The sequence below is a fragment of the Nitratireductor aquibiodomus NL21 = JCM 21793 genome, assembly GCF_000615975.1.
GTDB lineage: Bacteria > Pseudomonadota > Alphaproteobacteria > Rhizobiales > Rhizobiaceae > Nitratireductor > Nitratireductor aquibiodomus.
In genome coordinates this window covers 1-21,920 of record NZ_BAMP01000049.1, presented here as the reverse complement: position 1 = coordinate 21,920, position 21,920 = coordinate 1, and the positions used below count along the sequence as shown (strand labels likewise).

20 protein-coding genes and 2 pseudogenes are annotated in these 21,920 nt (G+C 61.7%); 18 read left to right on the top strand and 4 right to left on the bottom strand.

What is annotated here, in order from left to right; all coding sequences use genetic code 11:
• The first annotated feature begins 95 nt into the window (after nt 1-95).
• The gene (gene ilvD, locus JCM21793_RS14075) at nt 96-1,820 is read left to right on the top strand and encodes a dihydroxy-acid dehydratase (RefSeq protein WP_007008254.1); all 1,725 of its coding nucleotides are present in this window, start codon (nt 96-98) and stop codon (nt 1,818-1,820) included.
• Nucleotides 1,807-2,610, top strand: a complete 804-nt coding sequence (locus JCM21793_RS14070) for a tetratricopeptide repeat protein (RefSeq protein ID WP_007008253.1) — start codon at nt 1,807-1,809, stop codon at nt 2,608-2,610. Before ilvD ends, JCM21793_RS14070 begins: the two co-directional genes overlap by 14 nt.
• A 50-nt stretch (nt 2,611-2,660) precedes the next feature.
• On the opposite strand, the gene JCM21793_RS28305 is transcribed toward JCM21793_RS14070, so the two are convergent.
• The 3 genes from JCM21793_RS28305 to JCM21793_RS14055 form a co-directional block, all read right to left on the bottom strand.
• Nucleotides 2,661-2,921 (bottom strand): hypothetical protein, encoded by a 261-nt coding sequence (locus JCM21793_RS28305; RefSeq protein ID WP_025030776.1) that lies wholly within the window; start codon nt 2,919-2,921, stop codon nt 2,661-2,663.
• Nucleotides 2,922-3,019: 98 nt separating this feature from the next.
• Entirely contained in the window at nt 3,020-3,811 is a 792-nt protein-coding gene (xth, locus tag JCM21793_RS14060; protein WP_007008251.1) for an exodeoxyribonuclease III, read from the bottom strand.
• A 106-nt stretch (nt 3,812-3,917) separates the two neighbouring features.
• The gene (locus tag JCM21793_RS14055; RefSeq protein ID WP_025030775.1) at nt 3,918-4,973 is read right to left on the bottom strand and encodes a polysaccharide deacetylase family protein; all 1,056 of its coding nucleotides are present in this window, start codon (nt 4,971-4,973) and stop codon (nt 3,918-3,920) included.
• A gap of 257 nt (nt 4,974-5,230) precedes the next feature.
• On the opposite strand from JCM21793_RS14055, the gene JCM21793_RS14050 reads away from it, so the two are divergent.
• The gene (locus tag JCM21793_RS14050) at nt 5,231-6,610 is read left to right on the top strand and encodes a uracil-xanthine permease family protein (protein ID WP_036540399.1); all 1,380 of its coding nucleotides are present in this window, start codon (nt 5,231-5,233) and stop codon (nt 6,608-6,610) included.
• Between the two features lie 103 nt (nt 6,611-6,713).
• Here JCM21793_RS14050 and erpA read toward each other — a convergent pair whose 3' ends face one another.
• The gene (erpA, locus tag JCM21793_RS14045) at nt 6,714-7,064 is read right to left on the bottom strand and encodes an iron-sulfur cluster insertion protein ErpA (protein WP_025030773.1); all 351 of its coding nucleotides are present in this window, start codon (nt 7,062-7,064) and stop codon (nt 6,714-6,716) included.
• 148 nt (nt 7,065-7,212) lie between these two features.
• On the opposite strand from erpA, the gene JCM21793_RS14040 reads away from it, so the two are divergent.
• The 15 genes and pseudogenes from JCM21793_RS14040 to JCM21793_RS26000 form a co-directional block, all read left to right on the top strand.
• Nucleotides 7,213-8,433, top strand: coding sequence for a deoxyguanosinetriphosphate triphosphohydrolase (locus tag JCM21793_RS14040; RefSeq protein WP_025030772.1), 1,221 nt, complete (start codon nt 7,213-7,215; stop codon nt 8,431-8,433).
• Between the two features lie 60 nt (nt 8,434-8,493).
• Entirely contained in the window at nt 8,494-10,251 is a 1,758-nt protein-coding gene (argS, locus tag JCM21793_RS14035) for an arginine--tRNA ligase (protein ID WP_025030771.1), read from the top strand.
• 218 nt (nt 10,252-10,469) lie between these two features.
• A complete protein-coding gene (locus JCM21793_RS29500) occupies nt 10,470-10,925 on the top strand; it encodes a hypothetical protein (RefSeq protein ID WP_162175224.1) in 456 nt (151 codons plus the stop codon).
• Nucleotides 10,811-13,120: an SPOR domain-containing protein gene (locus tag JCM21793_RS14025; RefSeq protein ID WP_162175223.1), complete on the top strand. Its 2,310-nt coding sequence runs from the start codon at nt 10,811-10,813 to the stop codon at nt 13,118-13,120. The genes JCM21793_RS29500 and JCM21793_RS14025 overlap by 115 nt, the downstream gene beginning before the upstream one ends.
• A 90-nt stretch (nt 13,121-13,210) precedes the next feature.
• Nucleotides 13,211-14,230: a beta-N-acetylhexosaminidase gene (nagZ, locus tag JCM21793_RS14020; RefSeq protein ID WP_007008246.1), complete on the top strand. Its 1,020-nt coding sequence runs from the start codon at nt 13,211-13,213 to the stop codon at nt 14,228-14,230.
• A 61-nt stretch (nt 14,231-14,291) separates the two neighbouring features.
• The gene (locus tag JCM21793_RS14015; protein WP_007008245.1) at nt 14,292-15,098 is read left to right on the top strand and encodes a segregation and condensation protein A; all 807 of its coding nucleotides are present in this window, start codon (nt 14,292-14,294) and stop codon (nt 15,096-15,098) included.
• Entirely contained in the window at nt 15,091-15,822 is a 732-nt protein-coding gene (gene scpB, locus JCM21793_RS14010) for an SMC-Scp complex subunit ScpB (protein ID WP_007008244.1), read from the top strand. Before JCM21793_RS14015 ends, scpB begins: the two co-directional genes overlap by 8 nt.
• Before the next feature lie 53 nt (nt 15,823-15,875).
• On the top strand, nt 15,876-16,994 hold the full coding sequence (locus JCM21793_RS14005) for an ABC transporter ATP-binding protein (RefSeq protein WP_025030767.1): 1,119 nt from the start codon (nt 15,876-15,878) through the stop codon (nt 16,992-16,994).
• 35 nt (nt 16,995-17,029) lie between these two features.
• Nucleotides 17,030-17,254 (top strand): twin-arginine translocase TatA/TatE family subunit, encoded by a 225-nt coding sequence (locus tag JCM21793_RS14000; RefSeq protein ID WP_007008242.1) that lies wholly within the window; start codon nt 17,030-17,032, stop codon nt 17,252-17,254.
• A 53-nt stretch (nt 17,255-17,307) separates the two neighbouring features.
• Nucleotides 17,308-17,883 carry a Sec-independent protein translocase protein TatB gene (gene tatB, locus JCM21793_RS13995; RefSeq protein ID WP_007008241.1) on the top strand — a complete coding sequence of 192 codons (576 nt, stop codon included), beginning with the start codon at nt 17,308-17,310 and terminating at the stop codon, nt 17,881-17,883.
• Nucleotides 17,880-18,712 (top strand): annotated as a pseudogene (gene tatC, locus JCM21793_RS26005) (twin-arginine translocase subunit TatC). The gene tatB and the pseudogene tatC overlap by 4 nt, the downstream one beginning before the upstream one ends.
• A gap of 66 nt (nt 18,713-18,778) precedes the next feature.
• Nucleotides 18,779-20,062 (top strand): serine--tRNA ligase, encoded by a 1,284-nt coding sequence (gene serS / locus JCM21793_RS13985; RefSeq protein ID WP_025030766.1) that lies wholly within the window; start codon nt 18,779-18,781, stop codon nt 20,060-20,062.
• A gap of 4 nt (nt 20,063-20,066) precedes the next feature.
• Nucleotides 20,067-20,825 (top strand): 5'/3'-nucleotidase SurE, encoded by a 759-nt coding sequence (gene surE / locus JCM21793_RS13980; RefSeq protein ID WP_025030765.1) that lies wholly within the window; start codon nt 20,067-20,069, stop codon nt 20,823-20,825.
• Complete coding sequence (locus JCM21793_RS13975; protein WP_025030764.1) at nt 20,822-21,475, top strand: protein-L-isoaspartate(D-aspartate) O-methyltransferase; 654 nt, start codon at nt 20,822-20,824, stop codon at nt 21,473-21,475. The genes surE and JCM21793_RS13975 overlap by 4 nt, the downstream gene beginning before the upstream one ends.
• A 110-nt stretch (nt 21,476-21,585) precedes the next feature.
• Nucleotides 21,586-21,920: pseudogene (locus JCM21793_RS26000) on the top strand (peptigoglycan-binding protein LysM); the annotation flags it as partial.

Below are 21,920 nucleotides of genomic sequence, written 5' to 3'. Positions count from 1 at the left end.
TCCCGCCATAAACCCGGCGCATCGAAAAGCTCGATGGCGCACGGGACACAACCGACTGTTCAGGAGAAGTGCCGCGCGCTGCGGCTGGGGTAATTATGGACGCAAAAGCAATTTCGAAAGACAAACTTCCAAGCCGATACGTCACGGTGGGCCCGGCAAGGGCACCGCATCGCTCGTATCTCTACGCCATGGGGCTTTCGGAAGAAGAGATCGCGCAGCCGCTCGTGGGTGTTGCAACCTGCTGGAACGAGGCTGCGCCCTGCAACATTTCGCTGATGCGTCAGGCGCAGGTGGTCAAGAAGGGTGTCGCGGCGGCCCACGGCACGCCGCGCGAGTTCACCACCATCACGGTGACGGACGGCATTGCCATGGGACACCAGGGCATGAAGTCTTCACTCGTCTCGCGCGAGGTCATTGCCGATTCCGTCGAGCTCACCATGCGCGGCCATTGCTATGATGCGCTAGTCGGCCTGGCGGGCTGCGACAAGTCGCTCCCCGGCATGATGATGGCGATGGTGCGCCTCAACGTACCGTCGGTTTTCATCTATGGTGGCTCGATCCTGCCCGGTACCTATCGCGGCCGGCAGATCACGGTTCAGGACGTGTTCGAGGCCGTCGGCCAGCATTCCGTGGGCACGATCTCCGACGAAGACCTGACCGAGATCGAGCAGGCAGCGTGCCCGTCGGCCGGTTCCTGCGGCGCGCAGTTCACGGCCAACACGATGGCGACGGTTGCCGAGGCGATTGGCCTGGCGCTGCCTTATTCCTGCGGCGCGCCGGCTCCTTACGAGATGCGTGACCGGTTCAACTACGCATCGGGCGAGAAGGTGATGGAGCTCATCGCCAAGCAGATCCGGCCGCGGGACATCGTGACCCGCAAGGCGCTGGAAAACGCAGCCGCGGTCGTGGCGGCCTCGGGCGGCTCGACCAACGCGGCACTGCACCTGCCGGCCATTGCCCATGAGGCGGGTATCGAATTCACCCTGTTCGACGTGGCGGAGATTTTCAAGAAGACTCCGTATATCGCCGATCTGAAGCCGGGCGGCAAATATGTCGCCAAGGACATGTTCGAAGCCGGCGGAATTCCGCTGCTGATGAAGTCGCTGCTGGAACACGGGTATCTGCACGGCGACTGCATGACCGTAACTGGCCGCACAATTGCCGAAAACATGGAGCATGTTCCATGGAATGAAGATCAGGATGTGGTTCGCCCGGCGAACAATCCGATCACGAAGACCGGCGGTGTGGTTGGCCTGAAGGGCAATCTGGCTCCCGAAGGTGCGATCGTGAAGGTCGCCGGCATGAAGAACCTGACGTTTTCGGGCCCGGCGCGCTGCTTCGATTCCGAGGAAGAGTGTTTCGCAGCCGTGACGGAGCGGAACTACAAGGAAGGTGAAGTGCTGGTCATCCGCTACGAAGGTCCGAAAGGCGGGCCGGGCATGCGCGAGATGCTTGCGACCACGGCAGCGCTCTACGGTCAGGGCATGGGCGACAAGGTTGCGCTCATCACCGATGGACGCTTCTCGGGTGCGACCCGCGGGTTCTGCATTGGCCATGTGGGGCCGGAAGCCGCTGCCTGCGGGCCAATCGGCCTCCTGAAGGACGGCGATGTGATTTCGATTGACGCCGAAGCCGGCACGATCGACGTGGCGCTCAGCGAAGAAGAACTCGCAGAGCGGGCCAAGGAATGGAAACCGCGCGAGACGGATTATCAGTCAGGCGCGATCTGGAAATACGCTCAGACGGTTGGGGCGGCACGCGATGGCGCGGTGACCCATCCGGGGGCAAAGAAAGAAACGCACTGTTATGCGGATATTTGAAGCAGGGAAAGCAGTTGTTCTTGCCGGTCTGGTAGCGTCCTCCGTGGCGCTGCCGGAAACCGCTTACGCGCTGGACGAGAACGCTGTCATTCAGGAGCAGGAGAAACGCAGCCCCTGGGCTGTGTTCCGCTTCGCTTTCTCTGCTTACAAGCGGGGTGACAAGGAAGAGGCCCTTGAAGCCTACCGCTATGCCGCCGAGAACGGGCAGGTCGGCGCGCGCTGGAAGCTCGCACGCATGTACGCCGAAGGCGACGGTGTTGCCCGCAACGACCGTGAGGCGTTTAAATTCTTCTCAGCGGTGGCGCAGCAAGACGTGCGGCCGGGCAGCCCGGACGAGACCTACGTCTCGGACGCGCTTGTGGCGCTCGGCAAATATCTGAAAACGGGCATTCCCGACAGCCCGATCCGCGCCAACCCTCTGGCCGCGCAGGAGCATTTCATGCGTGCGGCGGCGACATACCGCAATCCAGAGGCACAGTATCAGGTCGGTCGGATGTTTCTGGACGGGGAGGGCGTGGCCCAGAGCGTGCAGCAGGCTGCGCGCTGGTTCCAGCTTGCTGCCGAAAAGGGACATGCCGGCGCCCAGGCCATGCTTGGACATATCCTGTTTGAAAGCGGACGCGTGGTGAAAGGTCTGGCGATGATGACGGCGGCTCTCGACCGGGCCGCGCCGAACGATGTCAGCTGGATTCGGGCCATGCAGGAGCAGGCTTTCGCTCTGGCCGGGGAATCGGACCGGCGCACGGCAATCGCACTGGCGCATGATCTACGCGAAAACGGTTTCGACTGATCGGACTGATGGCGGGCAGCCGGCGCGCTTCCACTTTTCTTGGAATTGCTTCAGTCCCCACCAAACAGGGCGCCGTAATGCGCCACCGTCATCGGGCTTTCTCTTTCCAGATGCTTCGACGTCTGGAGGCAGGCCTGATCGAGAATTTTCCAGGACGAATTATTGAGAACCATCTCGCACCGTGCCAGACGCGGCCCGTCAGGAAGTGCGAGGCAGGTTGTTTCTCCCTGACGAAAAGCTGATCCATTGGCGCGGCACTGGCATTCGGCCGCAGAGGAGGCTGCGACCGGCAGGGAAAGCGCGACCGCCAATGCGGCGATCCCAGCGTGCCGTAACATGGTCATAACGCAATCATGTTAGCACAGACTGCGATCCGCGGCCATTGCCTGGGGCTAATGCAGCCTGGCGTTCAGGCGGGGCGCAATTTCAGATCAAGAACGACGGGGACGTGATCAGACGGCTTTTCCCAGCCGCGCGTGTGCTTTTCGACCGTGACGGATCCCAGATGGTCGGCGGCTTCTGGCGACAGCATGAGGTGATCGATGCGGATGCCGTTGTTCTTCTGCCAGGCACCGGCCTGATAATCCCAGAAGGTATAGATTCCGTCGTCCTGATTGACGGCGCGCAACGCATCGGTGAAGCCCAGAGCGCCCAGACGCCGAAAGGCCTGCCGGCTTTCCGGGCGAAAGAGGGCATCGCCCACCCATGCGTCGGGGTTTTTCGCGTCTTCCGGCTCGGGGATGACGTTATAATCGCCGGCCAGAACCAGCGGTTCTTCAAGCTTGAGCCGTTCGACACTCCACTTTTCAAGCCGTTCCATCCAGCCGAGCTTGTAGGGGAATTTTTCGCTGTCGACGGGATTGCCGTTCGGCAGATAGAGCGAGACGACCCGAAGCGCGCCCCTGTCGGTGGAAAACACACCTTCGATGAAGCGCGCCTGCTCGTCACCATCGTCGCCCGGCAGGCCGCGATTGACCTCGTCGAAGCGCATTTTCGAGAGGAGGGCCACACCGTTGAAGCCTTTCTGGCCGTGGGTCTCCACATGGTAGCCGAGCGCTTCGATCGGTTCGCGCGGAAAGAGCTCGTCCACGGATTTGATCTCCTGCAGGCAGGCGATGTCCGGGCTGGACTCTTCGAGCCAGTGCAGGAGGTTGTCGATGCGCGCCTTGACGCCGTTGATGTTCCAGGTAGCGATCTTCATGGGGCCCTTCCACAACTCAACCCTTTCTTAGGTGGGTCGGGAAGGCGCCGCAACCGCCTTATGAAGGATACTGACAGGTCGTGCCGTGCGATGATCCGTTGGGGGTTCAGCGCCGCCGCAGCCGAAACGGCAGGCCGGACAAGAGTGCGCGCACATAGCGTTTGCGTTGGTAAAAACCGTTGAGCGATACGCGGGGGAGTGCTGTCTGAGCGTCGCGGGATGTCTGCGAAAGCAGGCCGGGCTCTGTGGTGACGGCAGCGGCAAAGCCGGCTTCCCTTGCAGCGGCGATCTCGCGCGCACCGACGGCGGACGGGTAGCCATAGGGATATGCGAAGGTCGCCGGAGCGGCGCCAACATAGTCTCGTACCTTCCCGGCCGAATGCATCATCTCGTGTTGCAGGCGTTGCGGATTTACCTTGCGCAGGTTTGCGTGTGTGAGTGTGTGTGCGCCAAAGCTGGCGAGGGGATCCTCAGCAAGTTCGGCAAGCGCGCCGGCATCCATTGTGAGGCGCTCGGTGATCGCCAGCGGGTCTATGCCATGGGCCCGGGCCAGTGTGTCGAGCCGGGCGACCGCCGCGTCTTCGTCTTCTGCATCGCTTACGGCGTTGGACAACCGGTCGAACAGGCCGACCCTGTCGGCGCGGCTTTCGAGGTGGACGCGCTCATCGGAGCCCCAGGGCGAGAGGTCGACACTGGACGATTTCATGACCAGTTCCTGCGCCGTCTTCCACCAGATTGACCTGGAGCGCTCCACAAAGCCGGATGTAAGGAAGACGGTGTACGGAATGGCCTGACGCCGGAAAACAGGGGCGGCGAAGCGCGCATTGTCCCGATAGCCGTCGTCAAGTGTGAAGCACACATAACGGCGCGTGTCCGCAGGGTCGGCAAGCCGCTCTGGAAGCTCTTCGAGTGTGATTGGTATCAGCCCCTCTTCGCGGGTCACCTGGATGGCTTCTTCGAGGAAGGTTGGCGTTATGCTCAGCCACGCATTGGGAACCCAGCTGGCCGTGCTTTCAGGATCAACGTGATGCAGAGCGAAAATGACACCGCGCTGCGCATCTGCCAATGGCAGGCCGGCCCGCAGGGCGAGGGCAGTCCCCTCCAAGCCAGCGCGGATCAGCTCGTATCGGGCGGACCTCTTTAGAGCCTGAAGTGAGAGCATGAGGTGTTCGGCGTCTTTCGATCAGAGTGGGCATGTTGCTCGTATCGGCTTCCAGGTCTTGCAGCGATGCCGAAACAGCGACGATACAAGCAGAAAATGTTGAAGAATTTCCTTCGGTAGATTCTCTGGCGCTTCGTGCAACTTGTGTTTGAAATCTGGCTGTCTTTCAAAAAAATATAGATAGAAGCGTGCGCGTTTGTGTCCGATGCTTCGCCCAAAAAGATTTCAGGTTTCTGAAGCACAATCGGGGAACACAAATGACACAGACGACGATGACCGGCGGCGATGAGCTGTCGCCTGCTGACTTAAGCAATCCCGACTATACGCCGCCACTGTTTCAGGCTGTGCCGCTTGGCATCCAGCACGTACTTGCGATGTTTGTATCCAATGTGACGCCGGCGATCATCGTGGCGGGGGCTGCCGGTTTCGGGTTTGGCTCCAATTCGCCGGATTTTCCCAACCTCATCTACATGATCCAGATGTCGATGCTGTTTGCCGGCATCGCGACCCTCTTCCAGACCATCGGCATGGGCCCGGTGGGTGGACGCCTGCCGATCGTTCAGGGCACCAGCTTCGCGTTCCTGCCGGTGATGATCCCGATTGTCGCGGGGCAGGGCGTGGCCGCCATGGGAGCGCTGATGGGCGGTGTCGTGATTGGCGGTATCTTCCACTTCTTTCTCGGCAGTTTCGTGGGACGCCTGCGTTTTGCGCTGCCGCCTCTGGTGACGGGATTGATCGTGCTGATGATTGGTCTGTCGCTCATTCGGGTGGGAATCCAGTATTCCGCTGGCGGCGTCCCGCTGATCGGAAAGCCGGGATACGGCACTCTGCAAAACTGGAGCGTGGCGCTGGTCGTGGTGGTCGTCACGCTGCTTCTCAAATTCTTTGCGCGGGGCATGTGGTCGATCGCGGCGGTGCTGCTCGGCCTGATCGCGGGCTATGTCGTGGCGCTTGCCATGGGGATGGTGAGCTTCTCCAATGTGGGCAATGCCTCGTGGGTGGCGGTTCCGGTGCCGTTCAAATGGGGCTTCGAGCTCGCCGCCCCGGCCATTATCGGCATGTGTTTCATGGCTGTTATCTCGGCCATCGAGACGGTGGGGGACGTTTCCGGAATCACCAAGGGCGGAGCGGGCCGCGAGGCGACGGAGAAAGAAATCTCCGGGGCAACCTATGCGGACGGGCTGGGATCGGCGATTGCGGGTATTTTCGGCGGTCTGCCCAACACCTCGTTCAGCCAGAATGTCGGCCTGATCTCCATGACCGGCGTAATGAGCCGGCATGTGGTGACCTATGGTGCGATCTTCCTGATCCTGTGCGGGCTCATCCCGAAGGTGGGCGCGCTGATCTCGACGGTGCCGATCATGGTGCTCGGCGGGGGCGTGATCGTAATGTTCGGCATGGTGGCGGCAGCCGGCATCAACATGCTGGCGGATGTGAACTGGAACCGGCGAAACATGGTGATCTTCGCCGTTTCACTGTCGGTCGGGCTGGGACTGCAGCTTGAACCAGGAGCCCTCCAGCATCTGCCGAAGACGGCACAGATTCTCATGACCTCCGGGCTTCTGCCTGCGGCCTTTCTGGCGATCGTTCTGAACCTGATCCTGCCGCGGGAGGCAGGGGCAGAGGGCGATGACTGACCGGATGGCGAGGAAGAAACGGGCTCGGTGAGGACAGTCGACCGAACATGTGAAAAAGCGCCGCGTGGAGAGCACGCGGCGCTTTCTCTGAAACCGGTTGAGATCAGATCGAGAAACTGGTTCCGCAGCCACAGGAGGCGACGGCGTTTGGATTCTTGATCTGGAAGGACTGGCCGATCAGATCGTCGACGAAGTCGATGACCGACCCGCCCATATAGACGAGTGAAAGATCATCGATCAGGACGGTGGCTCCGTCCCGCTCGATGGCGTGGTCGTCGTCATTGCGCTGATCGGTCAGATCGAAAGCATAGGAGAAGCCAGAGCATCCGCCTCCTTCCACGGAAACGCGCAGGGCGATCTTGCCCGGTTCGTCCCTGAGGATGGTCGTGATGCGCTTCGCCGCTGCCTCGGTCAGTTCAACGCTCTTCATTTCCGTTCCCGCGTCCATGCCCATAATGGTTGTCCTGACGGTCACCTTGCGTTCGTGTTCATAGAATAGGTATGAAGCCGCAGGCGGCAAGTCAACCTGAGCGATGCGGTCGGGTTTCGGACGAGGGCAATGGCGAGCCGGAAACGGTTTGTCCGACAGGGTGTTGCGAACTATGGACAGTGAACAGGGGTTGCAGAACATCGGTTTTGGCTATCGCCCGCGCGCCGTTTACGCAACGGACCCGGCAGCATCGCGCGGGCGGCTTGTTGCGGAGCCGGAAAGCCCGACGCGCACGCCATTTCAGCGCGACCGGGATCGTATAATCCATTCGACCGCGTTTCGTCGTCTGAAGCATAAGACCCAGGTCTTCATCGCCCATGAAGGCGATCATTATCGCACGCGGCTGACCCATTCGATTGAAGTGGCCCAGATTGCGCGCGCCCTGGCGCGGGCGCTCTGCTGCGACGAGGACCTGGCGGAAGCCATCGCACTGGTGCATGACTTCGGCCACACCCCGTTCGGGCATACGGGAGAGGATGCGCTCGACGAGCGCATGGCGCGCTGGGGTGGTTTCGACCACAATGCGCAGTCGTTGCGGATCGTGACCGAGCTTGAAAGCCGCTATGCGGAATTCGACGGTCTGAACCTTTCCTGGGAGACGCTGGAAGGCCTGGTCAAGCACAATGGCCCGCTGACGAACGCCGAGGGCGAGGGGCTTGATGGTCCTGTGCCGCAGTCCATTCTCGACTACGTGGCGCGCCACGATCTGGAACTGGCCCGCTTTGCCGGTATCGAAGCGCAGTGCGCGGCGATCGCCGACGACATCGCCTATAACGCGCACGACATCGATGATGGTCTGCGCTCGGGGCTCCTGACGCTTGAAATGCTGGAAGAGGTGAGGCTGCCCGGAGCGATCCTGGCGGAGGTGGGGCGCCGCTATCCCGACCTTGACCCCGTGCGTCGTGGGCACGAGCTGATGCGGCGCCAGATCACGGCCATGGTGGAGGATGTGATCGTTGCTTCGCGGGAACGGCTCCGTATCCTGAAACCGGCAAGTGCCGATGCGGTCCATGATGCGGGCTGCACAATCGTTGCGTTTTCGCAGCGCATGGCCGCCGACGAGAAGGAACTGAAGCGTTTTCTTTATGCCAATCTCTATCGCCACGAAGCGGTGGTTGCCGTCAGGGCACATGCCGACCGGATCGTGAAGGATCTCTTCGATGCCTATTTCGCCAGTCCCCGCGAGATGCCTGAGGGATGGCGGGAAGGTCTCGGCCAGGTGGATGATGGGGAGAAGGCACGGCTGGTGGCCGATTTTCTGTCGGGCATGACAGACACCTATGCGGTGAAGGAACACCGGCGCCTGTTTGACCAGACTCCTGAATTGAGCTAGTGCCAACCGCAATTCCGCCGGAGGGCGGATGACAAAGATTCATTTTTCAGGACATCGTCCATGAACATTTTCGCCGATTTCACAGATCGGGTCGCCAAGACCATTGAAGCTTTAAACCTGCGTTCCAGCAGCGGCGAGGCGCTCGACCTTTCGCGTGTGGCCGTGGAGCCGCCGCGTGATGCAAGTCATGGCGATGTGGCGACCAATGCGGCCATGGTGCTGGCAAAGACCGTCGGTGAAAACCCGCGTGCGCTTGGCGAAAAGATTGCCAGGGCATTCGAGGCCGATCCTGATGTGGCAGCGGCCACCGTGGCCGGTCCGGGGTTTGTGAACCTGAAGCTCAGCGACAGCTTCTGGCAAGCGCGGCTTGGCGAAATGCTGGATCTTGGCACCAATTACGGCCGCTCGCAGATGGGCGGGGGCGAGAAGGTGAATGTCGAGTATGTTTCGGCCAACCCGACCGGGCCGATGCATGTGGGCCATTGCCGGGGCGCCGTGGTGGGCGATGCGCTCGCCAATCTCCTTGCCTTCGCGGGTTATGACGTGGCGCGTGAATACTATATCAACGATGCGGGCGTGCAGATCGACGTGCTTGGTCAGTCGGTGATGCTGCGTTACCGCGAGGCCCTGGGCGAGAAGATCGACGAAATTCCCGCAGGGCTCTATCCGGGGGATTATCTGAAGCCGCTTGGCCGGACGCTCGCCGAGGAATTCGGCACGAAACTTCTGGAGATGCCGGCCACCGAGGCGCTGACCATCGTCAAGGACAGGGCTGTCGAAAGCATGATGGGGATGATCCGCGACGACCTTGCCGCGCTCAACATCCGCCATGACGTGTTTTTCTCTGAACGCTCGCTGCATGAGGGCAATGGTGGAATGATCAGGTCGGCGATCAACGACCTGACCATGAAGGGGCATGTCTACAAGGGCAAGCTGCCGCCGCCGAAGGGGCAGAAGCCCGAAGACTGGGAAGATCGCGAGCAGACGCTGTTCCGGTCCACCGAAGTGGGTGATGACATCGACCGTCCGCTGATGAAGTCGGATGGCAGCTTCACCTATTTCGCTGCCGATGTCGCCTATATGAAAGACAAGCTGGATCGGGGCTTTGAGCATCTGATTTATGTGCTCGGCGCCGACCACAGCGGCTATGTCAAGCGGCTGCAGGCCGTGGCGCGTGCGCTGGCCGAGGACAGGGTCGATCTGACCGTGCTTCTGTGCCAGCTCGTGAAGCTGTTCCGTGGCGGCGAGCCCGTGCGCATGTCCAAGCGGGCAGGGGAGTTCGTGACCCTGCGAGAGGCGGTGGACGAAGTCGGGCGTGATCCGATCCGCTTCATGATGCTTTATCGCAAGAACGACGCTCCGCTTGATTTCGACTTTGAGAAGGTAACCGAACAGTCAAAGGACAATCCGGTCTTCTACGTTCAGTATGCGTCGGCGCGCAGCCATTCTGCTTTCCGCCAGGCGGGCGAGCAGCTCGGCGTCACCGATTTCAGCCGTGCAGAGATGAAAGCGCAGCTTGGCAAACTCACCGACGAGGGCGAAATGGCACTCGTGCGCAAGCTGGCGGAGTATCCGAGACTGGTTGAAAGCGCTGCCCAGGCAATGGAGCCGCACAGGCTTGCATTCTACCTTTACGACCTGGCCAGCCTGTTCCATGCCCAGTGGAACAGAGGTAGCGAGACAGCTGACTTACGTTTTGTTAAGGTTAACGATCCAGAATTGACCTATGCCAGACTGGGTCTGGTGCAGGCAGTTCGAGATGTGTTGACATCCGGACTTGCGTTGATCGGGGCGGAGGCGCCTTCTGAGATGCGCTGACCCCATCCCGTAAGGGGTGCGGTAGTCTGTCACCTTTTGCCCACATTGCGCTGGTACCCGACAATTGTACGACGTCGCGGGCGTCTACCGAGTGTGAGTGCGGAAAAAAGCATGGCAGATCATAGCTCGAACCAACGCGCGGACAGCGCCGTTTTTTCTGAGGATGACCCTTTTGCGGAACTGACCCGCATCATGGGGCACGATCCACGGCGCGCGAGGTGTCTGGCAGTGAAACCGAGCAGGAGGGCGATGACCTCGCACTTGAGCTCGAAAACGAACTGCTGGGCGATCTGGCGGAGTTTTCCGACGAGGTTCACGAAGAAAAGGGTGCCCAGAACGACTGGGAGCCCCGGCAATCGAGTGACTGGCGTTTCGATGTCGAACCGGCTGCCGGTGAGGCGGTGTCGGTGCATGAGGAACCTTCGGTCGATATGGCTGCGGACGTCGATGTGGCTGCCGACATGGCCGATGAGCTCGACGAAAGCTTCGCTCCAGTTTCGACCGCGAGATGCGCCTGGAACCGGCTGAAGATGTCTCGACCCTTTCAGAGCCGCAGCAGGTGGGCCATCGGCTTTCCGAGCCTGCACAGGGGCTTGAGGGCGATGATTTCGAGCAGCATTTTTCAGAGTTCGAGCTTGATGCGAGCGAGCCTTCTGCACCTGCCAGCGTCGTAGAACAGCCCCGCGAAGAGCCGATTAATGAGCCGGAAGACAGTGGCGATCTCGAATTCGGCGAGCAGGATTTCGCGCAGCTTGACAACGATCTTGAAGCTTCGCTGGCTGCCGAGGGCTGGTTCAGCCCCGACAATGCGGTCGAAGATCAGATGGATGAGCCAGCGAGCCCGGAGGCTTCCTACTCACATGAGTTTGATCCTGTGGAGGCCGATGAGGGGGAAGCAGAGCGCGCCGCAGACGATGAACCGGGTATCTTCGATGACATCGAAGCGGCTGGACAGCCCGACATGCCGATTGAATCCGGATCGGCCCCAGACAATGCCGTAAGCGCCGATCCGTTTCTTTCTCCCCAGGCGTTTGCCTCCTCAATAGCGCAGGGGGCAGAGCGTGCGAGTGCCGTCGACGGCGATGTTGCGCGCGAAGAGCACGACTTTACCGCAAGCTTGGAAGAGCAGCTTTCTGCCCAGGTTTTCGATGAGCATGCAGTGGCCGAGCCGGCCCTGCAGCCAGAGGCGACTGAGAGCGAGCCGACAGACCTTGTCTGGACCATGCCCGGGGCCGCTGATCGGGAGGCCGACGAGGCTTCCGGTGAGGACCCGGTTGACGCATCTCTTTCTGCGCCGTTCTGGCTGCAGCCCGAAGAGCCTTCTCAGACGGTCGTTTCGGCTGGTGAGCCATCCGTGCCACACATCGATACGGTGGACGTACCGGGCAATGAACGTGTGCAGGTGGAAGATACCGCCCATATTCCGGAGTTTCTGAGCGAGCCAGAGCGCGCGCCGGAGGCCGAAGCCGACGATCTGGAGCGCGCCTTGGCACGCGCTTTCGGCGACAGTGAAAGCCTGCCGGATGCAACTCCGGCGGATGGCGGCGAGGAGCCGCTCCCTGCAATGCCCGATGACGCCTATGCAGCCGCTGCCCTGCAGCCGGGCGAACCCGTTCGTGAGGATGACGATTTCGGTTTCGAGACGGCCTTTGCGGGCAGTTTTCCCGAGCCGGATAGGTTTGCAGAGCAGGATGAAGCAGGACCGGCTGACAAGAGAAATGCCGACGCTGCCGACGCGTTCGTGGTTTCGGACATGGCATCCTGGGACGACCCCTCCGAGCGTTTCGACGGTGTGAGCGGTGCAGCCGCTCCGGCAATGGCGGCCGGCCGTGCAGCGCGCCCGGGCCTGTTCAGCAATCGCCGCAACCTGGCAATGGCGGGTGCATTCGGTGGCATTGCCGTCCTAGCACTTGTCGGAGTGTTCGCTTTTGGCGGTGGCGGTGAAGACAATTCCGCACCGGTTGTGGTCCGTGCCGATGACGAGCCGGTCAAGGTGAAGCCCGACAACCCTGGCGGACAGCAGGTGCCCAATCAGGACAATCAGGTCTATCAGCGGGTTTCCGGTTCTGAGGCGGGCGACAACCCGGTGCAGGAACGGCTGGTTTCAACGGCCGAGGAGCCGGTCGACGTGCCTCAGGCGGCGCCGAAGTCTGAAGAACGTCTGGTGCCGGGCGCGGATGATTCCGTGTCTCCGACCAGCGAGCCGGTGACAGCAATGACACCGCGACGCGTCCGGACCATGGTGGTGCGGCCGGACGGCACAATCGTACCTCGTGAGCCGGAAGCCCCGGCACAGAATGCAGACGTTGCGGCGGGCACCGGCAGTGACACTCTGCCGGTTGAGCAAAGCCCGGCCGCCAACGCGCAGCAGCAGGCGAACGTGGAAGCCACGCCCGATGCACGCCTGGCGGCGACCGATCAGGCGGGCGGCGCAACAGGTGACACGGATGCTGCGGCGACAAATGTGCCGGATACGGCGCCCGTTCCCACATCACGGCCCGCAGCGCCGCCGGCGCAGTCCCAGCAGCCTGCCACCGAAAGAACGCAGCCCGCCCAGGTGGCGGCAGCTCCCAGCCAGCCGGCACAACCTGTCGCGCAGGCACCGGCAACGGTAACCTCGGGCACGGATGGCTGGTCGGTGCAGATTTCCTCGCAGCCGACCGTTGAAGCCGCGCAAAAGTCATATCAGGACATGGCGCAGCGCTATGGAGGCCTTCTAACCGGTAAGGGTGTGAACATCGTCAAGGCCGACATCGCCGGAAAGGGCACGTACTACCGCGTGCGTATTCCCTCGGCTTCGAAGGATGACGCGATCCGCCTGTGTTCACAGCTCAAATCCGCTGGAGGAAGCTGCTTCGTTTCGAAGTAAGGCCCAAAAAAAGATACGCGAAAATCGCCGCCATCGTGCGGCGGTTTTTGTTTTCTTTTCCAGATTCGCGTGCCCGGCTATCCTGATGACATGAGCGAATCAAAATCCATGATCCTCGGAGCGACGGGGAAAGAACTGACGGCGGATGAAATCGCCTTCTATCGTGATGAGCGGCCGTGGGGCTTTATCCTGTTTGCGCGCAATGTCGGCGAGCCCGCACAGTTGAGCGACCTTGTCGCATCCATGCGCGACAGTGTCGGGAGGCCCGATGCGCCGGTTTTCATCGATCAGGAAGGGGGCAGGGTGCAACGCATCCGCCCGCCCATGGCAGGCAGCTATCCGACGGCCTCCGAACTCGGCCGCATCTACGCGAAAAGCCCGGAAGCGGGACTGCGCGCGGCCTGGCTGATGTCGCGCCTGCATGCGATGGACCTCAGACGCTATGGGATTACGGCCGACTGCCTGCCGGTGCTCGACGTGCCTATTGCAGGTGCCCATGACGTGATTGGCGATCGCGCCTATGCGCATGACCCGCAGACGGTGATTGCACTTGGACGCGCTGCGAGCGAGGGGCTGATGGCAGGCGGTGTTCTGCCGGTGATGAAGCACATGCCGGGCCATGGGCGCGCCTTTTCCGACAGCCACAAGGCGCTGCCCGAGGTGACGGCCCCGCTGGATGCCCTGCGCGGGCACGATTTCGTGCCGTTCAAGGCGCTGGCGGACCTGCCGATGGCGATGACCGCACATATCGTCTTCCATGCGGTTGATCCCGAGCGTCCGGCGACCACCTCAGGGAAGGTGGTGCGCGACATCATCCGCGGCGAGATCGGCTTTGACGGGCTTCTGATGAGCGATGACGTGTCGATGCACGCACTTTCTGGGGATTTCTCTGAACGGGCGGAAGCAATCCTTGCGGCGGGCTGCGATCTCGTCCTTCACTGTCATGGCATTATGCCGGAAATGCAGGCTGTCGCCGAAAAGGCGCCTGAATTGTCGGGCAAGAGCCTGGAGCGGGCCAATCGTGCTCTGGCCTGCCTGAAACCCGGGGATGATACGGAAGAATTGACCGCGCGCGCGGAATTCGAGGAGTGCTTCGCGGCGGTCGCCTGACGATAAGGGTCAATGACGCTTGGCGCAGAACGCTGAAAAATCGGCCGTCAAACCGGCACCCATGGACAAGCTGTGGGACGATCAGGCAAAGGAGCATGGTGTCTCCGAGCCTGCGCTGACGGTTGACGTCGACGGTTTTGAAGGTCCGCTCGACCTGCTTTTGCATCTGGCGCGCACGCAGAAGGTGGACCTCGCGCGCATTTCCGTTCTTGCCCTTGCCGAGCAGTACATCGCCTTCATCGAAAAAGTGCGCAAGATGCGGCTGGAACTGGCGGCCGACTATCTGGTCATGGCGGCCTGGCTCGCCTATTTGAAGTCGCGCCTGCTGATCCCCAAGAAGCCCGAGGATGAAGAGCCGACCGGCGAGGAAATGGCAGCGCTCCTGCAATTCCGGCTGAAGCGGCTTGAGGCGATGAGGGATGCTGCGGCGCGGCTCGTTAATCGCAACCGGCTGGGCCGGGACGTCTTTGCCCGCGGCATGCCCGAACAGGTGATCGTGCAGAGGGAAAGCGCTTTTACCGCGTCTCTTTACGACCTGCTGACCGCCTATGCGTCGCAGCGTCAACGGCGTGCGGTGACGAATGTGCGCATTGCCAAGCGGGGTGTCTGGTCGCTCAAGCAGGCTCGCGAAATCCTGGTGCGGATGATCGGTGATTTCGGCGACTGGACTGCGCTGGATCATTTTCTGATCCGTTATATGACGCGTGCCGAGGAGCGGGCGACCGCCACTGCAAGCGCGTTTGCTGCCTCTCTCGAACTGGTGCGGGAAGGGGCCCTTGAAATTCGGCAGCAGGAGCCTTTCGCGCCCCTCTATATGCGCACGGGCAAGAAGGCTCCGGCCAGCCTGTTTGAGAATGCCGATGACTGAAAACAGCAATGTGGTTCCGTTTGCCGCCAGTGAGGGCGAGCAGGAGACCGAGGCACGCGAGGTGCGCTCGCCGCATCTGCTTGAGGCCAAACGCATGGTGGAGGCGATTGTTTTCGCCAGCGCGGAGCCGGTGCCCGAGAGGATACTGGCTGAGCGTCTACCGGATGGAACGGACGTCGCCGAAGCCCTGACGGAATTACAGCGCGATTATGAAAAGCGCGGGGTGAACCTCGTTCGCGTCGAAAACAGCTGGGCCTTTCGGACGGCGAGCGATCTGTCATTCCTCATGAACCGGAACGCCGTCCAGCAGCGCAAATTGTCGCGTGCCGCGCTCGAGATGCTGGCGGTGATTGCCTATCACCAGCCCGTAACACGCGCCGAGATTGAGGAAATTCGCGGTGTCGAAACGTCCAAGGGCACACTCGACATTCTGCTTGAGACGGGCTGGGTCAAGATGCGCGGCCGCCGCCGCACACCGGGGCGCCCGGTAACCTATGGAACCAGCACGGAATTTCTGGATCACTTTGGGCTGACGGAGCTGCGCGATCTGCCGGGCATCGACGAATTGAAGGGGGCCGGGCTGCTTTCCGCCAGAATGCCGGCCAACTTCTCGGTGCCGCAGCCAATGACCGATCCGGATGAACTCACAGAAGATGAAGATCCGTTGACGGATATCGACCTGGAAGAACTTGGTCTGTTGACACCGCTCGCTGAGGATGATTGACGGAAGTCCTGCGGGACAGGGGCCGCCTGCGATCCATCCAGGGATACCGGTGCATGGACATTAAGAAGCAAAGTTCGGCGCGTGGAACGGCCGGCGTGAGCTTCGCGGCGCGTCTTTCTTTCCAGAATATCAGCCATTCCTATGCTTCGGGAGCGCAGACGCTCAGGGACGTGTCTCTCTGCGCAGAGCCCGGTGAGGTGCTTTGTCTTCTCGGGCCTTCGGGTTCCGGCAAGACGACTCTGCTCAGGATTGCCGCCGGCATCGAGGCGCAGCGCTCGGGCCAGGTGTTTTTGAATGAGCGGGAAATTGCCGGGCCTGATGTTTTTCTGCCGCCGGAGAAGCGGTCCATCGGTCTGGTGTTTCAGGACTTTGCGCTGTTTCCGCATCTGACCATTCTCGACAATGTGCGTTTTGGACTGACCGCGCTTTCGGGCGAGGAAGCCCAGAAAGAGGCAATGATCGCGCTGGAGCGGGTTGGGCTGGAGGGATATGCCGATGCTTATCCGCATGTCTTGTCCGGCGGTGAGCAGCAGCGTGTTGCGCTGGCGCGGGCGCTGGCGCCGCGCCCGGCCGTACTCCTGATGGATGAACCATTCTCCGGCCTCGACTCGCGCCTGAAGGACAGTGTGCGCGCCGAAACACTGGCCATTCTGCGGCAAAGCCGGGCCACCGCAGTGGTGGTGACGCATGACGCGGAAGAAGCAATGCGCATGGGCGACCGGATCGCCCTGCTCAAAGGGGGAGAGCTTGTGCAGGTGGGAACCGCCGAAGAGCTCTACCACCGGCCAGCGGATCTCTTCGTTGCCGGTTTCTTTTCGGAAATCAACGAGTTTGACGGGCGGGTGCACGCCGGCAGCGTGGAAACGCCTCTGGGGCGGTTTCCGGCGGGCGGGTTGGAGGAAGGGGCCGACGCGACGGTGGCGGTGCGCCTTTCCGGTTTTCAGGTGGATCAGGAGCGCGGTTCCGTGCCGGCGCGCGTCGTTTCCCGACGCTTCCTCGGTGTGGTGGAGTTTCTCGAACTTGCGATACCGGGGGCTGACCGGCATGTGCGGGCGCGCGTGCGCTGCGGACAGTTGCAGCCGGGCGTGCGGGACATTTGGCTGAACGTGGTTCCGACCGATGTTCTCGTATTCGCGAGACAATCGTTTGAAACATCGCGCGAAAGCGCATAAATCAAATCAATGGCAATTGGTGAAAGAGACTGATCATGGGTTCCTTTTCAATCTGGCACTGGCTTATCGTGCTCGTCGTGGTGCTGCTTCTCTTCGGACGCGGCAAGATCCCCGAGCTGATGGGCGACATGGCCAAGGGCATCAAGAGCTTCAAGAAGGGCATGTCCGACGATGATGAGGACACGACCAAGACGGTCGAACATCAGGCCGATGAGCCGGTGAAGGACGCGAGCAAGCCGAGCAAGAAGAAGTCCGGTTGATTCGCTGCGTTTCGCGCGGCGATTCCACTTCCCGCTATCCGTTCCGGTGACCTATGTTTGATCTTGGCTGGCCCGAAATCATGGTGATCGCCATCGTCCTGATCGTCGTGGTCGGGCCGAAGGACCTGCCGCGCATGTTGCGCACTTTTGGGCGTACGACTTCCAAACTGCGCACCATGGCCGGTGATTTCCGCAAGCAGTTCGATGAAGCGCTGCAGGAGGCCGAGCTTGATGACGTCAAATCCCTCGTGGATGACGCACGCAAGCTCGATCCCCGCAACGAGATCAAGAAACATCTGAACCCGATCGAGAAGGTCGGGCAGGAGATCCGGTCCGGTCTCGATGCGGCGATGAAGCCGCAGTCGGCGAAATCCGGTCCGCCGGCGTCAAAGGAGCCGCATGCGGCGGAGCCGGCCAAGGCGGGCGCAACCCGGATGCCGGATGAGGCGAAGCCCAAGACCACGGCCAAGCCCCGCACGGCGACGAAAACGGCAGCAAAGCCGAGGGCGACCAAAGCAGCGGCAACGAAGCCCGCGACGACGGCCAAGCCAAAAGCGGCCAGCAAGACGAAAGCGGCGGGTGCGGCGAAGCGTGCTCCGGCGAAGAAGACCAGCGGAGCCAAGCCGTGAACGCCGAACGTGACGACGACATCGATCAGTCTTCCGCACCGCTGATCGACCACCTGATCGAGCTCCGCTCGCGCCTGATGTGGCGCTTGCCGGGTTTTTTGTGGCGTTTCTCGTCTGCTTCTTCTTTGCCAAGCAGATTTTTAATCTGCTGGTCATCCCGTTTCAGTGGGCGACCCAGTGGGCGGGGCTAGACGCGGACAAGGTGGACCTGATCTACACCGCGCCGCAGGAATTTTTCTTCACCCAGATCAAGCTTGCCATGTTCGGCGGACTGGTGCTCGCCTTTCCGGTGATCGCCATGCAGGTCTATAAATTCGTGGCGCCTGGCCTCTACCGCAACGAACGCCGCGCGTTCATGCCGTTCCTGATCGCTTCGCCGATCCTGTTCATGATTGGCGCAGCGCTCGTCTATTTCTTCTTCACGCCGATGGTCATGTGGTTCTTCCTGTCCATGCAGCAGGTGGGGCCGGACAACACTGTGCAAATCTCGCTCCTGCCCAAGGTTTCCGAGTATCTCGGGCTGATCATGACGCTGATCCTGTCCTTCGGGCTGGTGTTTCAGCTTCCGGTGGTGACGACGCTGATGGCGCGGGTGGGGCTTCTCACCTCGACGGGGCTCGCCGACAAGCGCAAATATGCGATCGTGGCGGCCTTTGTGGCGGCGGCGATCCTGACGCCGCCCGATCCGGTGAGCCAGATCGGTCTTGCGCTTCCGACCATCCTTCTCTACGAAATTGCCATCTGGGCCGCCCGTATGGTCGAGCGCCAGCGCGAGAAGGAAAAGACCGCGCAGGACGACACCGACGAAGCGGACCAGCCGACCGCCTAGATTTGCAGGCTTTCCTGTCGCGTTCGAGGCGGTTCACCGCAATCTCTCCGCGATTGGAAATCTGACATGCTCGACATCAAATGGATTCGCGAGAACCCGCAGGCGCTGGACGAAGCGCTGAAGAAGCGCGGCGCGGACCCTGAAAGCGCAAAACTTCTTGCGCTCGACGAAGCGCGCCGCCAGCACCTGACAAAACTTCAGGAAGCGCAGGAGCGCCGCAATGCCGCTTCCAAGGAAATCGGCAAGGCGATGGCTTCCGGCGACAAGGAGCTTGCCGAGAAGCTGAAGGCCGAGGTGTCGGAGCTGAAGAGCTTTGTGCAGAATGGTGAAGCCGAGGAGCGACGCCATGATGCGGCGCTGAACGACGCGCTGGCGCGCATTCCCAATGTTCCGCTCGACGATGTGCCGGTTGGCGCTGACGAGAACGACAATGTGGAAGTGCGCAAACATGGCGAGCCGACGCGCGCCAACTGGGCCAGGGAGCATTTCGAGATCGGCGAAGCGCTCGGCCAGATGGATTTCGAGCGCGCGGCGAAACTCTCGGGCTCGCGCTTTACGGTGCTTTCGGGGCAGCTTGCCCGTCTGGAACGTGCGCTTGGGCAGTTCATGCTCGATCTGCACACGCAGGAGCATGGTTATACGGAAGTCCAGCCGCCGCTTCTGGTGCGCGACGATGCGATGTTCGGCACCGGGCAGTTGCCGAAGTTTACCGAAGATCTTTTCCGCGCCGGTGACGATCACTGGCTGATCCCGACGGCGGAAGTCTCGCTCACCAATCTGGTGCGCGAGGAAATTCTCGATGGCGAAAAGCTGCCGCTGCGCTTTACCGCGCTGACGCCGTGCTTCCGTTCGGAAGCGGGTTCTGCGGGACGCGATACGCGCGGCATGCTGCGCCAGCACCAGTTCTACAAGGTGGAGCTCGTTTCGATCACCGATGCCGAAAGCGCGATTGACGAGCATGAACGCATGACGCAATGCGCCGAAACCGTGCTCAAGAAGCTCGATCTTCCCTTCCGCACCATGGTGCTGTGCACCGGCGACATGGGCTTTGGCGCACGCAAGACCTACGATCTGGAAGTGTGGCTGCCGGGGCAGAACGCCTATCGTGAGATTTCGTCCTGCTCGGTCTGCGGCGATTTTCAGGGCCGGCGCATGAATGCGCGTTACCGCGTGGAGGGTGAGAAGCAGACGCGCTTCGTGCACACGCTCAACGGCTCGGGAACGGCGGTCGGGCGGGCTCTGATCGCGGTTCTGGAGAATTACCAGAACGAGGATGGCAGTGTCACGATACCGTCAGCGCTGAAACCCTATATGGGCGGCCTGGAGAAAATCGAAGCATTAGAGGACTGAGACTTTGCGCATTCTGTTGACCAATGACGATGGCATTCACGCTGAAGGACTGGCGACGCTGGAGCGGATCGCCCGCACGCTGAGCGACGATGTGTGGGTGGTGGCACCCGAGACCGACCAGTCGGGCTTTGCCCATTCGCTGTCATTGTCCGAGCCGCTCAGGATGCGCAAGATCGACGACCGGCATTTTGCCCTGCGCGGCACGCCCACGGACTGCGTGATCATGGGGGTGCGGCATGTGATGGACACGCCGCCGGACCTGATCCTCTCCGGCGTCAACAATGGCACCAACATTGCCGACGACGTGACCTATTCCGGCACGGTGGCCGGCGCGATGGAGGGGACGCTTCTTGGCATTCCGTCTTTTGCTCTGAGCCAGGCCTACGATTTCACCGATGAGAGCCGCTACATTCCCTTTGCGACGGCAGAGGCGCTTGCGCCGCCGATCCTGAAGAAGCTGATCGAGCGGCCCATGCCCGAGGGGGTGCTGGTCAACATCAACTTCCCCAATTGCGCGCCGGAAGAGGCCAAGGGCACGCTGGTAACGGCACAGGGCAAGATGGTGCACGGGCTCAACGTGGAAGAACGCCGCGACGGGCGAAACTATCCCTATTACTGGCTGCGTTTCGGGCGCAAGCAGGCCGACATCCGCCAGGGCAGCGATCAGGCGGCGGTGCGCGACGGTTATGTTTCGGTCACGCCGTTGCATCTCGACCTGACGGCGCACGAGGTGCGCGACCAACTGGCCAAGGCACTGGCATGAACGAGCCGGGGCAGGAGCGCGAGAGCTTTGCCGCCTTCATGCTGCGCATGCGCGCGAGCGGGGTCGGCGGCAAGGAGCTTTTCGCTGCGATGGAGGCGACGCCGCGCGGCAGCTTCCTGCCTTCGGAATGGCACGCGCTCGCCTGGTCGGACCGCATGGTGCCGATTGCCTGCGGCGAGGCCATGGAGGGCTGCGACCTGCAGGCGCAGGTGATCGATGCACTGGCGCTTTCATCCGGGCTTCGGGTCCTCGAAATCGGAACGGGCTCCGGGTTTACCGCCGCCGTGATGGGGCGACTGGCGGGGAGGGTGCTCACACTTGACCGCTACCGGACGCTGGGGGTGGAGGCGCAGTTGCGCTGGGAGCAGCTGGGCATCACCAATGTGGTTGCCCGCCATGCCGACGGCCTGGATGGGGCCGCCGCCGATGGCCCCTTCGACCGAATCGTTTCCTGGGCCGCGTTCGATGAATTGCCGCGGCGTTTTGTCGACCAGCTCTCGACTGGCGGTATCATGATCGCGCCAATCGGCCCCGGAGACGATATTCAGACGGTTGCGAAGCTGGAGAAGGTTGGCAGTCGTTTCGAGCGCACAGACCTTGCAAACGTACGCCTTCAAGCGCTGGTCAAGGGAGCCGCGGAAGCGATCTGATCGCACGGCTCATTGCGCCTCTCCGCAATTTCCACGCGCGGCTTAACCGCTGAGTAACATTAACGCGATTTAATTGCCCGTGTTCAGGTATTGGGTACGCGGGTAGTCAAATGCGTTGTATTGCACGGAATTTCGATCGCGCGCTTCTGCGCGGAGCCGCAGTCATCTTGATCGGCGGCGTGGCGGCAGGATGCAGTTCCGATCTATCGCGCTTCAAGTCCAGCGACTTTGCCGACGCACGGTCGACGAACCGCAGCGTTGCCATGGCACCCGCAAGCCAGCCCTATCCGGGCGATGTCGGCACGGGTCTCGACACTACCTATACCGGCTCGATCAGCAGGCAGGGCGGTGGCCCGCGGCCGTCGGCTTCCGTTGGAGGGGCGATGCAGCAGCCGCTGCCCGCCCCCACGAACACCGCTGCACGCGCTGCAACCCGACCTGTCGA